The sequence below is a fragment of the Listeria fleischmannii subsp. fleischmannii LU2006-1 genome (assembly GCF_000344175.1).
Lineage (GTDB): Bacteria > Bacillota > Bacilli > Lactobacillales > Listeriaceae > Listeria > Listeria fleischmannii.
Genome location: NZ_ALWW01000003.1, coordinates 20,647 through 33,077, shown reverse-complemented (window position 1 = coordinate 33,077; position 12,431 = coordinate 20,647). Strand labels below are relative to the sequence as shown.

The 12,431-nt window shown below is 38.3% G+C and carries 11 protein-coding genes, 2 pseudogenes and 1 other annotated feature; all 13 genes and pseudogenes read right to left on the bottom strand.

What is annotated here, in order from left to right; genetic code table 11:
- Positions 1-14 precede the first annotated feature (14 nt).
- Positions 15-230: a binding site (T-box leader), on the bottom strand.
- The 13 genes and pseudogenes from LFLEISCH_RS01645 to LFLEISCH_RS01580 all read right to left on the bottom strand — a co-directional run bounded on the left by LFLEISCH_RS01645 (position 229) and on the right by LFLEISCH_RS01580 (position 12,398).
- Entirely contained in the window at positions 229-762 is a 534-nt protein-coding gene (locus tag LFLEISCH_RS01645; RefSeq protein ID WP_007472418.1) for a DivIVA domain-containing protein, read from the bottom strand. Its footprint overlaps the feature before it by 2 nt.
- A gap of 133 nt (positions 763-895) precedes the next feature.
- Entirely contained in the window at positions 896-1,420 is a 525-nt protein-coding gene (locus LFLEISCH_RS01640) for a transcription repressor NadR (protein WP_007472415.1), read from the bottom strand.
- 18 nt (positions 1,421-1,438) lie between these two features.
- The gene (locus LFLEISCH_RS01635) at positions 1,439-2,215 is read right to left on the bottom strand and encodes a YlmH family RNA-binding protein (RefSeq protein ID WP_007472414.1); all 777 of its coding nucleotides are present in this window, start codon (positions 2,213-2,215) and stop codon (positions 1,439-1,441) included.
- 89 nt (positions 2,216-2,304) lie between these two features.
- Positions 2,305-2,595 carry a YggT family protein gene (locus LFLEISCH_RS01630; RefSeq protein WP_007472411.1) on the bottom strand — a complete coding sequence of 97 codons (291 nt, stop codon included), beginning with the start codon at positions 2,593-2,595 and terminating at the stop codon, positions 2,305-2,307.
- Between the two features lie 24 nt (positions 2,596-2,619).
- Positions 2,620-3,081, bottom strand: a complete 462-nt coding sequence (locus tag LFLEISCH_RS01625; RefSeq protein ID WP_007472410.1) for a cell division protein SepF — start codon at positions 3,079-3,081, stop codon at positions 2,620-2,622.
- Positions 3,082-3,099: 18 nt separating this feature from the next.
- Positions 3,100-3,771: a YggS family pyridoxal phosphate-dependent enzyme gene (locus tag LFLEISCH_RS01620; protein ID WP_007472408.1), complete on the bottom strand. Its 672-nt coding sequence runs from the start codon at positions 3,769-3,771 to the stop codon at positions 3,100-3,102.
- Positions 3,772-3,825: 54 nt separating this feature from the next.
- Positions 3,826-4,974, bottom strand: coding sequence for a cell division protein FtsZ (gene ftsZ, locus LFLEISCH_RS01615; RefSeq protein ID WP_007472405.1), 1,149 nt, complete (start codon positions 4,972-4,974; stop codon positions 3,826-3,828).
- Positions 4,975-5,016: 42 nt separating this feature from the next.
- Positions 5,017-6,300 (bottom strand): annotated as a pseudogene (gene ftsA / locus LFLEISCH_RS01610) (cell division protein FtsA).
- A gap of 214 nt (positions 6,301-6,514) precedes the next feature.
- Positions 6,515-7,310: pseudogene (locus LFLEISCH_RS14490) on the bottom strand (cell division protein FtsQ/DivIB).
- 34 nt (positions 7,311-7,344) lie between these two features.
- On the bottom strand, positions 7,345-8,436 hold the full coding sequence (gene murG / locus LFLEISCH_RS01595; protein ID WP_007472394.1) for an undecaprenyldiphospho-muramoylpentapeptide beta-N-acetylglucosaminyltransferase: 1,092 nt from the start codon (positions 8,434-8,436) through the stop codon (positions 7,345-7,347).
- Complete coding sequence (gene murD / locus LFLEISCH_RS01590; protein WP_007472391.1) at positions 8,433-9,800, bottom strand: UDP-N-acetylmuramoyl-L-alanine--D-glutamate ligase; 1,368 nt, start codon at positions 9,798-9,800, stop codon at positions 8,433-8,435. Before murD ends, murG begins: the two co-directional genes overlap by 4 nt.
- A gap of 107 nt (positions 9,801-9,907) precedes the next feature.
- Positions 9,908-10,879 (bottom strand): phospho-N-acetylmuramoyl-pentapeptide-transferase, encoded by a 972-nt coding sequence (gene mraY, locus LFLEISCH_RS01585; protein ID WP_007472389.1) that lies wholly within the window; start codon positions 10,877-10,879, stop codon positions 9,908-9,910.
- Entirely contained in the window at positions 10,791-12,398 is a 1,608-nt protein-coding gene (locus LFLEISCH_RS01580) for a UDP-N-acetylmuramoyl-L-alanyl-D-glutamate--2,6-diaminopimelate ligase (protein ID WP_007472387.1), read from the bottom strand. The genes mraY and LFLEISCH_RS01580 overlap by 89 nt, the downstream gene beginning before the upstream one ends.
- Positions 12,399-12,431 lie beyond the last annotated feature (33 nt).

Genomic DNA, 12,431 nt, shown 5'->3' with positions numbered 1-12,431 from the left:
ATCCCCTCCCTAGAAAAAGGGACGAGATTATCGCGTTACCACCCTTGTTGACAGAAAATAAAATTCTTGTCCACTCGTTCCAATAACGCTTGGCGGCGCCAATTCTTACTTTATTCAGAACTGGAGACTCCAGAGTGATTTCCATTTTCCGTCCAATTTCAGTCTCACACCATCACTGAATCGCTTTTATTGGATTAGAAAAATATACTTGTCTCTTTCCACATCTATTTAATCAATATTTTCTTCTGATTCTGCATCTTGAACTTCTTTAATGGATGTTAATTCAGTGGCATCCACGTCATACTCCATCATTTGTTGCCAATCGTCACTTTGAATTAAATCCATTTGGGCTTCTACTAGTAAACGTAATCGTTCACGGAATACTTTAGATTGACGTTTTAAATCTTCAATTTCAATCGCAATTTTACGTGCTTTTGATAGAGAGTCAGCTAAAATTCGATCCGCGTTTTTTTCAGCTTCGCGAACAATCAGTTTCGCTTCTTTTTCAGCTGATTGTTTCACTTCTTCGGCCGCTGTTTGAGCAACAATAAGCGATTTATTTAAAGTTTCTTCAATATTGGTAAAATGCCCTAGTCGCTCCTCATTATTGTTAAGCGAATCCTCAAGACGTTTCTTTTCTTTAATGACTTGTTCATAATCTTTGATGATTTGGTCAAGGAAATCATTGACCTCATCTTCATCATAACCTCTAAAACCACGGGTAAATTCTTTATTATGTATGTCCAGTGGTGATAATGGCATAGCTAACACCTCCATGCAAATTATAGAAAACAACATTGCGTTTTCCGCTTCAAGATGGCTTTTCTATCAAAATAGCCTAATATAAATTACATTTTACCATAAAGACTACGGTTTTCATAGTTTTGTGTAAAATTTATTGCACAAGTATGCCAAGACGGTTGAGTGCTTCTATCGCATTATCAAGTTGTTCTTCTGTGTCCGCCTCAATTGTATGCAGATGAATACCATTTGTAAGCCCGGATAACATCATCGCATTTGTCGCTCCAAGCCTTCTTATAAACTTCTCCACATCAAAGCGGTTATTTAAATGAAGCGAGCCTGTTATTTCACCATAAATAGGATGTTCTACAATTACATCCAGTACTGAAACACCATAATCTACAAGTGTATTAAGTTCTTTTTCTGCATCGCGTTTTGTATGTTGACAAGCAATCACACGTCTAGGTCGCCCCGCCGTATTTTCAGGGACATATAAATAACCTTGCGGCGTTGAAATAATAGGTGCATTTGTTGCGCGAAGCAGTGATACATCTTGGACAATGACTTGACGGCTAACATTGGTACGTTTAGCTAGTTCACTTCCAGAAATGGGCTCCTCTGATGCCTTTAAAAAGCTTAAAATCGATTTGCGACGTTCATCGCCTAACATTTTTTTCATTCGCACACCTCTTTTTATTTATTTTAAAAAGCCAATATCCATTCTTATTTTATCTTTTTTCGTGCGCCCGTGAATTTGCATAAGCTTCATTCGGCCATACCCGCGCACAGAAAGGATATCTTCTTCTTCGCATTCAAAATCGGGATTTTCTATTACTTTCCAATTTACTTTAACCAGTTTGGCTTGAATCATTTGTTTTACTTTTTGGCGCGACAAATGTAGTGCATTTGCGATGATGCTATCTAAACGGAGGCTAGATGCGGTAATCATTTCGCCTGTCCAAACTTGTTCCACTTGTAGCGCCTCATCAAGCGGCCATTTTTCTAGCATAATATTGACTTTTCCAATTTTGTCTAGCTGATTTAAAATATAGTTTTCCATTTCAGCATCTGCAAAAAACTGCCACTCGTCTCCTAAATTCACAATATCACCGAAAATATCCCTTTTTATCCCGAGTGACATAAGTGTTCCTAAGATTTTTTGATGTGAGAGGGTAGTAAATTTTACGGGGTAGCGTATGTGAAAGAGGGTAAGGTTAAAATCTTCATCCTCTGGTGTATAGTAGTCGGGGTAAATGAGTGCTCGCTTTCTTTCTGTAAAAGGCGTTCCCCCTGAAAATGCCACTTCAATATTATCGTATCCTCCAATTATGGTCTGAACGATAAAGCGTTGCCGTGGATCTAAAAAATCGGTTAATTTGGGTGTATATTCATCGGTGACTTGCATTGTAATTTCGAGTATTTGGTCGATAAAAGGATATTCTTCCTCTCGAAAATGCTGGTAAATCCCTTCCATTTTTGTTCTCTCCTCTTTTTGAAGCTGTATATGTTTTTATTATACCATGGAATGAAATGGAACAAAAAAAGCCATGCCTAGGCATAGCTTCAAAATAATAGTGGTAATACATACGTATAAATTAAATTCGTTAGTACCGACATTGCAAATTGGAAAGCAATAAATGCAATTAGTGATGAGATATCAAAAATACCAATTGGTGGTATTATCCTTCTGAAGGGCTCTAAAATAGGTTCAAAAATCTTACCTAATAAACGGCCAATTTTTGATTCACGCGCCCCGGGGAACCAACTCATCAAGAAGTAAACAAACATTAAAGTTGGCAAATAGCGGATAATGAATAAAAGCACTTGCACAACTTGATATAAAAACATTTCCAAAAAAGGATCCACCTCTCTAGTTCGTTACATAAAATCTTGTTCTTCTAGCATTTCTGAAATAGAGCCATCTACATCCACATTTTCAGGTGTGCATAGGAAAATGTTGTTTCCGATGCGCTGGATATCTCCACCAAGAGCATAGACAGTTCCACTAAGAAAATCAACAATACGAATCGCTTGGTCATGACTAATACGTTGCAAGTTGACAACAAGCGTTTTATATTCTTTTAAGTAATCCGCAAGCTCTTGTGCCTCAGCATAAACACGCGGTTCTGCTAATACCACTTGGCTAGAAAATTGTGCTCCTTGCATACTTACCACCTTATTATTCTCTGTTTCTTCTACTGCCCGAAATTTATTTTTTGCTGCCTTTTTTTGCACCATTGGTTCAGGCTCCTGTACTTTTTTTGTTGTTGGTTCTTCGTAGTATTCTTCCCCTTCTTCATCTAAGAAGAAAAAGGATTTGAATTTGTTTGAAAGTCCCATGATTTTGCACCTCCGTTATTATTCGTTCACCAAAGCTCTACCTACTCGAATATGTGTAGCACCTTCTTCTATCGCTATCATGTAGTCATTAGTCATTCCCATCGATAGTTCCTTGCACGGTACACGGTTTAAACCGAGCTTTTGAATGTCTAGCTGCAACTGCTTTAATTCGTGAAATACTTGATGTAACTCACCCACATTTTCTGTAAGTGGTGCCATAGTCATTAAACCAATCATTTCAATATTCTTAAAATCCGCTTCTTTTAAAAAACGAATAGCTGATTCTTTCGTAAAGCCATGTTTCGATTCTTCGCCTGAAATATTAATTTGTAAAAAACACGGGGTCAACTTTGTAGCGCGTTTTTCAATTTCTTTTGCTAAACTAGGGCGATCTACGGAATGAATGGCGTCCACTTTATCCACAATATCACGAACTTTCCGTGTTTGCAGTGACCCGATAAAATGCCAGACAATATCAGACAAACCTTTTAGAGCTTCATATTTTTCTAAAAAAACATCCGCCCGGTTTTCACCAAAATTCCGTAAACCTAAATCGTATAATTCGCGAATGCCATCTGCATCAATCGTCTTTGTGACGGCAATGAGGTGAACATCGTTGTTACGACCGGCTTTTTCACATGCATTAGCTATATTATTTTCAATTTGAATAAGATTATCTTTTTTCGTCATAATTCCCTACACCTTTATAAGTGAGTTCCCGCTTTGTGCGGATATAAAACAGAATTAGCTTCTACGGTTTCTATTACGAATGAATGCAGGAACGTCCACATCGCCATTATTTGTTTCAGCATGTTGTTGTGGCTCCGCGTGTTGCGGTTCTTGTTTTGGTTCTTGCGTTTCATTTGCTGCGTAGTTTGGACGATTCACTTGGATTTGTTGATTTGTTGGACGTCTGTTTGCTTTTAGTTCCGCTTGTTTCGATTCGTCAAAACCAGTTGCAATGACTGTTACAATTAATTCATCTTTTAATTCATCGTTAATCACTGAACCGAAAATCATATTGACTTCTGGATCAGAAGCACTGGAAACAATTTCTGCAGCTTCTTGAACTTCATATAAACTTAAATTAGAACCACCTGTGATATTCATCAATACACCTTTTGCTCCGTCGATCGATGTTTCAAGTAGTGGCGATGAAATGGCTTTTTTAGCCGCATCTGCTGCACGGTTTTCACCTGTCGCAATACCAATTCCCATTAATGCAGAACCGCGGTTGGTCATAATTGTTTTAACATCTGCAAAGTCCAAATTGATTAATCCAGGGACCGCAATTAAATCCGAAATACCTTGAACCCCTTGTCGTAAAACATTATCAGCTTCACGGAAAGCTTCAAGCATTGGTGTATTTTTATCCACAATTTGTAGCAAGCGATCATTTGGGATGACGATAAGTGTGTCTACCGCCTCTTTCATTGCTTCTGTTCCAGCCACAGCTTGTTTAGAACGTTTTGGTCCTTCAAAACCAAACGGTCGAGTCACAACACCAACTGTAAGAGCGCCCATTTCTTTTGCAATTTGTGCAATGACGGGTGCCGCCCCAGTTCCTGTTCCGCCTCCCATTCCGGCAGTTACAAATACCATATCTGAGCCTTTTAGTGCTTCTTCGATCATTTCGCGACTTTCTTCTGCCGCTTTTTTACCGATATCTGGAACAGCTCCTGCTCCTAGGCCACGCGTTAATTTTGTACCAATTTGTAATTTAATTTCTGATTTTGCTAAATTAAGTGCTTGAGCATCTGTGTTAACGGCAATAAATTCAACGCCTTGAACACCGTGTTCAATCATGCGATTTACAGCATTATTACCGCCACCGCCAACACCAATCACTTTAATTGTTGCTAAGCTCTCAGAATTTGTATCAAACTCTAACATATTTTTGCCTCCTAGTTTCACGATTTTCCATATCTTATATTCTTACTCAAAAAATGCTCCAAAAAAAGTTTTTTCATTTTTGTCGTTACTTTTTCATTTTCTGATTTTTTAGGTTTAGATTGCTTAACAGTTCTAGTTTGTGACACACTCTCGTCACCCTGAGGTTCTAAATCATTGCTTAAATCTCTTTCATCGAACTCTGCAAGATTATATGCATACTGGATTAAACCGACAGAAGTCGCATAAGCAGGATCACGTACCCCGATATAGTCCGGCATAGCAAGTCGAACATGTCCACCAAGCGTTTTAGCAGCAAGTTCCAATGCACCAGGAATCCCACTAGCTCCACCTGTTAAAATAAAACCGCCTGGTAACTGATTAAATCCAGCTTGTTTTAAGCCATCTAAAGCTAGAAGAAAAATTTCTTCCATTCGAGCTTCAATCATATCGGCAATTTCAACTTGTGTGAAATGCTGTGGTTGATCCGAACCAATCACATCAATCGCAAAAATTTCATCAGCAGACGCTTCATCATAAAACGCATACCCATGCTCTAATTTTACTTTTTCCGCATTTGCTGTAGAAGTGTTCAGTCCTAATGAAAGATCTTTCGTGACGTTATCGCCGCCAACAGGAAGGGTGAAAGTATAAATTAATTTCCCTTGTTCAAACACACTCACAGTGGTTGTCCCTGCACCGATATTAATTAATGTTGTACCAAATTCTTTGTCATCATCCGTTAAGGAAATAGCAGCTTCAGCTAGCGGTTGCAAGACAATTTCTGTGATTTCAAGGCCTGCGCGTTCTACACATCGCAAGGTATTATGTAAGATTGTTTTGGAACCAGTAACTAGAGTTCCTTCCATTTCAAGACGAATGCCACTCATACCACGTGGGTCAGTTATGCCATCAAAACCGTCTACTACAAATTGATTAGGTATTAAACTAATAATTTCACGTTCCGCACTTAACGGGACAACTTGTGCTGCATCCATTACATTCCAGACATCTTCCGCTGTTATTTCAGGCTTATCACTATTAACAGCTACGATGCCTCTTGTTTCTAAAAGTGAGACTTGATTAGCGACAACACCAACAATCACTTGTGAAATTTCAACACCAACCATTCGCTCTGCCTGACTAATTGCTTTTTTAATTGGATTCTACTGCCTTGTCAATATCAATAATAATTCCTTTTTTGATTCCCTGAGCAGGGACATCGCCCACACCGATAATGTTGAGACGATTATTAGCCATTTCAGCTATAATAACTTTGATTTTGGATGAACCAATGTCAAGGCTCACATAAATTTCATTTTCTCCCACTTATCGGCACCTCCTTTTAATGATGCATATATTTTTTCCCTTATGGGGTTGTTTTCTCTATCTTGCATATATATCTGGTTTTGCTTTCACTTATTTACAGTCTACACTAACAAAAGGCTGAATTAAAGCACAAAGGATATTTTTTAACCTTTTTTTTGATTTTATATTAAAAAAAACAATAAACACGAACAAACGCTCGTAAACAAACCTACATTTATTGCTTTTTCTTCTCTTCTGCGGCTTTTACATCTTCATTTTGTTTATAATAACTTTCGAAATACGAACCTACTTCCAAATTGATAACACCTTTTTGTCCCTCTTGAAGTTGAGCAACTAAAGATGGATAAAAACTCATTTTTTCAGCAAAAGTAGGAATCGTTGCCGAAACTTGATTTCCGTCATTCATATAAAGAGTTACATGTTCTGCATCACTTTTTTTAGGCTCCAAATGAATTTCTGAGATAGCTCTGGCCACTTCTTCTGGTAGTTGATTAATTTGTTCGACCATATCATGAAGCGTTTCATCATTTTTAAATCCAACATAAAGAGCGCGATTTCCAATTGGGAACTTTTGCGCATTATCGTTTAAAATCTTACCACTCTCTAAAACATCATAATACATGCCTTTTTTTTCAACATAACCAACTGTTTGATATTCAGCAATCTTAATTTTTAAGTTTTGAAGTCCTTTTTTTTTCAACGGTTGCTTTTTTAATGAGTTCTTGCTTTTCTAGCTTTTTCTTAATTTTTTGATTGTTCACCGCTACTATAAAATCTGTGTTGTCTAGTCCTGTTGCCTGTCTAACTTCATTTTCTGTTAACTGCCTATTTCCAGAAACATAGATTTCATTCACTTTACTAAAAGGGGATAAGAAATAAAGTGTTACTAGAATTAAAACTGCAAAAAATCCAACTAAAATGGTAAGGTGGCGAATAAGTTTTTTCTTGCGATAACGTTTCAGCTCTGGGATTTTGTCTTCGATTGAAACAATTTTTTTGTTTTCTGCCATATCCGCCTCTCCTTTCGAAACTTTCTATTCCTGTCTAGCGAATAAGTTGTTCAACTAGTTTTACAAATCGATCCGCTGCATCTTTAACGCCTAATTCTTTTGCCGCATAAGCCATTTTATTTAATTTTGCTTCATCAGACATAATCGCATCAATTTTAGCCATCAAGTCTACTTCCACTAATTCTGTTTGGGTAATCACAACACTCGCGCCATTTCTTTCTAAAGAACGAGCATTGTTTTCCTGATGATTGGCTGTAACATAAGGACTTGGAATTAAAATACTTGGTAATCCAAGTGCTGTGATTTCAGCTAGCGTCGTGGCACCTGCTCTTGAAATGACCAAATTGACATGATTTAAAACAGCGGGCATATCATAAATAAAAGGCTGAATACTAATATTTTCAGTTAAATTCATGTCTTTAAGCTGATCTTTTATTTTATCGTAGTGTACTTCGCCTGTTACATATAGAAGCTGATAGTCTTTGTTACACCACTCGGGTAAAATTTTCCAAACAGCCTCATTAATTGCTTTTGCCCCACGGCTGCCACCAAAGGCAAGAACCGTTTTTTTAGCGGGATCTAAATTATATTCTTTTAAAACATCTGGTTGATCTGTACGAATAACTTCTGAGGCGCGAGGATTTCCTGTAAATACAATTTTTTCAGAGGCAAAGGAATCACTCACCTCTTCAAAACAAATCGCGACTTTATCCGCATAACGACTTAAAAATTTATTAGTTAGGCCTGCAATACTATTTTGTTCATGAATTATAGTTGGAATATCTAGCTTTGCTGCGGCATAAACAACGGGGCCACATACATAACCACCAGTGCCAATGACACAATCTGGCTGATAGTCACGCAGTATCTCTTTTGATCGCTTAACGCCTTTTAAAAAGCGGGTAATAGTCTTCACATTTTCAAAAGAGAGTGAACGTTTAAAACCAGTTATCTCAATGGCTTCAAACGGGATACCTGCATGCTTAACAATATCGGATTCTAAACCTTTTTCGGTTCCAATATATAAAAACTCAGCATCTGGATGTTGTCTTTTACATTCTCTTAAAAAGGCAAGTGCGGGATAGACATGTCCACCCGTTCCGCCTCCACTTAATACGATTTTCATTGTTCCACCTCATCTGTCAACTCTTGAATGGCGTTCATATAAGCATTTCCGCGGACTTCAAATGTTCGGTATTGATCCCAGCTCGCACATGCAGGAGAAAGTAAAATAATATCACCCGGTTTAGAAACTTTAAACGCGACTGGCACAGCTCTTTCAACATCTTGAACATAATGCACCTCTACCTCAACTTCTTTCGCAACACGAGCAATTTTTTCCGCTGTTTCCCCAAAGACCACAACTGCTTTAACGTTTCTAAAAAATGGTTTTAGCTCGTCAAATTCATTTCCGCGATCGAGCCCTCCAGCAAGTAAAACTACCGGCTGCTTAAATCCTTTCAGTGCACTTTGGGTCGCCAAAATATTCGTCGCTTTAGAATCGTTATAAAACTTCCGTCCAAGTAGCTCCCCTACAAATTGCGTCCGATGCTCTACACCTTTGAACGTTTCTAAAACATGCATAATGGCTTCGTTTGAAACACCCAGCGTTTTCGAGACAGCAATAGAAGCAAGAATATTTTCTAAGTTATGTTCTCCTGGAAGCAAAATATCCTCTACAGAGCCAATTTCTTCGTCGTTAAACATTAATTTGCCGTTTTGGACGTAAGCCCCTTTCATAAGCCTTTGTGTGGTTGAAAAAGGAATGACCTTAGCCGCCGTTTTTTCCGCCAGATGAATGAGTTCTTCCTGGTCCCAATTGATGACCAAAAAATCATCCGCCGTTTGGTTCTTTTGAATTTGCCATTTGGCTGCTACATATTCCTCGCGCGTTTTATGATAGTCAAGATGCGCTTCATAGATATTCGTTATAACCGAAATTTGCGGACGAAACGTCTTAACCCCCATCAATTGGAAGGAAGAAAGTTCCATTGTAATGTACTGCTCACTCGTCGCCTTTTCAGCAACTTCTGAAGCGGGGAAGCCAATATTTCCGGCCAGTAAAGATGTATTTTTTTTCATTTCATTTAACATGTTATGAATAATGGTCGTAGTCGTGGTTTTTCCATTTGTTCCGGTAATGCCAATAATTGGCGCTTCCGAAATTTGATATGCTAATTCTACTTCTGTAATAATGGGTAGTTTTAAACGTTCTGCTTTCGCTATCATTGGATTGTTATACGGAATCCCTGGATTTTTTACAACAAGTTCGAAGCCTTCATCGAGTAATTCAGTTGGATGGCTTCCACAAATCACTTTAATGCCTTGTTCAAGCAAACCTTGTGCTTCTGGATTTTCACTAAAAGGAAGTTTATCGTTAACCGTAACAAAAGCCCCTAATTTATGTAGCATGCTTGCTGCACTCACACCACTTCGGGCTAATCCAAGTACAAGAACTTTCTTATGATAGTACATATTAATATTTTTCATGATAATCCCCCACTTTTTAAAAATGCATAAAACGACTGAAAGCGTCAACTAAAACAAGTTTTTCAACTGTTTAGAGACGCCTAACGCCGCAAATTGCGGCCAATTATTTAAATTACTAACAAAACGGCTACTAATCCAGCAAGTAAACCTACTGCCCAAAAAGTTAAAACCACTCGCCATTCCTTCCATCCACCAAGTTCAAAATGGTGATGAATCGGTGTCATGCGAAAAATTCGTTTCCCTCCTGTAGCTTTAAAATAAGCGACTTGTAACATGACCGATGCGGTTTCAATAACAAAAACAATCCCAATTAATAGGAGTAACCATTCGTGTTTCAGGAGAATCGATACGGCTGCAAGTGCCCCACCTAGCGCAAGGGAACCTGTATCCCCCATAAAGATTTTCGCTGGGTTTTTATTAAAAATAAGAAAACCTAACATGCCTCCAACGACGGCGAAACAAAAAAGGGCAACTTCCGTCTGATTTTCATAAATCGCAATGACACCAAAAGCAAGGAATGCGATGCTTGAAAGTCCTGATACGAGTCCGTCTAGCCCGTCTGTTAAGTTGACGGCGTTTGAGAACCCTACTAGCCAGAATAAAACAAATATAAGGAAAAACCAGCCAATATTCACTTCTGTACTCGTAAACGGAATGGTTAATGTGTCAGGATAGCCGCTAAAATGATAAACCAGATAGAACAAAATCGAAATCGCGATTTGCCCAAAAAACTTTTGCTTAGATGTAAGTCCTAAATTACGTTTTTGCACAACTTTAATGTAATCATCAAGAAAACCTAGTGCCCCAAACAATAGTGTAGCAATTAAAATAAGCCATGTTGCTGAAGTAAAATCGTCACTAATAAGAGACATTAGCACGAAGCTAATAATAATCGCTGACAAAAAGACAACGGCTCCCATAGTTGGTGTTCCCGATTTTTTCGCGTGAAGCTTCGGTCCTTCTTCGCGAATACTTTGACCGAATTTCAACTTAACTAAAAACGGGATAAATACTGGAACGAAGGCTACGGTTATGATAAAAGCCACCGCTAATGTTGTAATTAAAAAATATAAAGACACAATTTTTTCTCTCCAATCTTTTTTCCACTAAACTGTTATTTATTGTATTAAAGTTTTTTGTTTTTTTTTCAATAGCTTCATGCGCAACTAGACGGTCATCAAAATCATATTTTTCAGTACCGATAATTTGATAATCTTCATGCCCTTTTCCGGCAATTAAAATGACATCGCCTTTTTCCGCAGAATTTACAGCAAGCTCAATCGCTTCTTTTCGGTTGACGCGTACTTCATAGGACTTCCCTTGGACCCCTTCTAACATATCATTAATAATCGCAGCCGGTTCTTCTGTCCGCGGATTATCTGATGTGAAAATTGGATTTGTAGCATATTCTGCCGCAATTTTAGCCATTTTAGGACGTTTCCCTTTGTCTCTATCGCCCCCGCAACCAACCACGACAAAAATACGTTTTTCGGCAAATTCGGAAATCGTTTCTAGAACGTTAAGTAATCCGTCAGGCGTATGCGCATAATCGACAATAACAGGAAAATCCTGTCCCGCGTGCACTAATTCAAAACGTCCACTAACTCCTTTTATCCCGCTCAAGGTTTTCATTGTCTCCTCAAGCGGAACCCCACAAACATAACAAGTTGCAATTGCGGCTAAAACATTATAGACGCTAAACTTGCCAATCATTTGAATATGAACCGTTTCAGTTCCTTCTGGTGAAACCAGTTCAAACGTTGTCCCTTTACTTGTAATTTCCATTTTTTGTGCTCTAAAATCCGCTTTTCGATCAATTCCATATGTAATAATGTGGGCGGCTGTTGCTCTTTTCATCGTTTTAGAAGCTTTATCATCTACATTTAAAATCGCCATTTTTGGATGATTTTTAGAATATCGATTTCCAAGTTGAGCAAATAATAAGCTTTTCGCATATGCGTATTCTTCCATCGTTTTATGATAATCAAGATGATCTTGCGATAAATTTGTAAATACAGCAACATCATAATCTGTTCCGTAAACACGGCCCTGAACAAGCGCATGGCTCGATACTTCCATCACGGCAGTTGTCACTTCTTTTTCATTCATTTTGGAAAAAACCCGCTGTAAAGTTAGGCTATCCGGCGTTGTATTTTTCGTCTCTATCGTTTCATCTGCAATGCGCATATACATCGTGCCAACCAAACCCGTAGTTTCGCCTTGATTTCTCAGTACTTGTTCAATTAAATGACTTACTGTTGTTTTTCCATTTGTGCCCGTAATTCCAATCATGCGCATTTTTTGACTTGGAGAGGAATAAAAATGATCGGCAAGAATCGCCATCCCCCGTTTAGTATCGCGAATTAAAATGACGGGTATCGAAACATCCACAGGTCTTTCAGCAAGAATCACTGAAGCCCCGTTTTCCTCCGCCACCTGAGCAAATTTATGTCCATCCACGATTTCCCCGTCAATACAAATGAAAAGCGTGCCCGCTGTGACCTCACGACTGTCTTGAGCAATTTTTTTAATATCCATATCTAAATCCGCATTCGTATGACAAAGCGGCAATACGCGTAATAACTCTTTTAATTTCAAAATGTGCATCTCCTTTAGTAACATTTCCACGCA

Coding starts and splice junctions, on each gene's coding strand:
- LFLEISCH_RS01645 (WP_007472418.1), bottom strand. CDS start 762: ATGCCATTATCACCACTGGACATACATAATAAAGAATTTACCCGTGGT.
- LFLEISCH_RS01640 (WP_007472415.1), bottom strand. CDS start 1,420: ATGAAAAAAATGTTAGGCGATGAACGTCGCAAATCGATTTTAAGCTTT.
- LFLEISCH_RS01635 (WP_007472414.1), bottom strand. CDS start 2,215: ATGGAAGGGATTTACCAGCATTTTCGAGAGGAAGAATATCCTTTTATC.
- LFLEISCH_RS01625 (WP_007472410.1), bottom strand. CDS start 3,081: ATGGGACTTTCAAACAAATTCAAATCCTTTTTCTTCTTAGATGAAGAA.
- LFLEISCH_RS01620 (WP_007472408.1), bottom strand. CDS start 3,771: ATGACGAAAAAAGATAATCTTATTCAAATTGAAAATAATATAGCTAAT.
- ftsZ (WP_007472405.1), bottom strand. CDS start 4,974: ATGTTAGAGTTTGATACAAATTCTGAGAGCTTAGCAACAATTAAAGTG.
- murG (WP_007472394.1), bottom strand. CDS start 8,436: ATGAAAATCGTATTAAGTGGAGGCGGAACGGGTGGACATGTCTATCCC.
- murD (WP_007472391.1), bottom strand. CDS start 9,800: ATGAAAAATATTAATATGTACTATCATAAGAAAGTTCTTGTACTTGGA.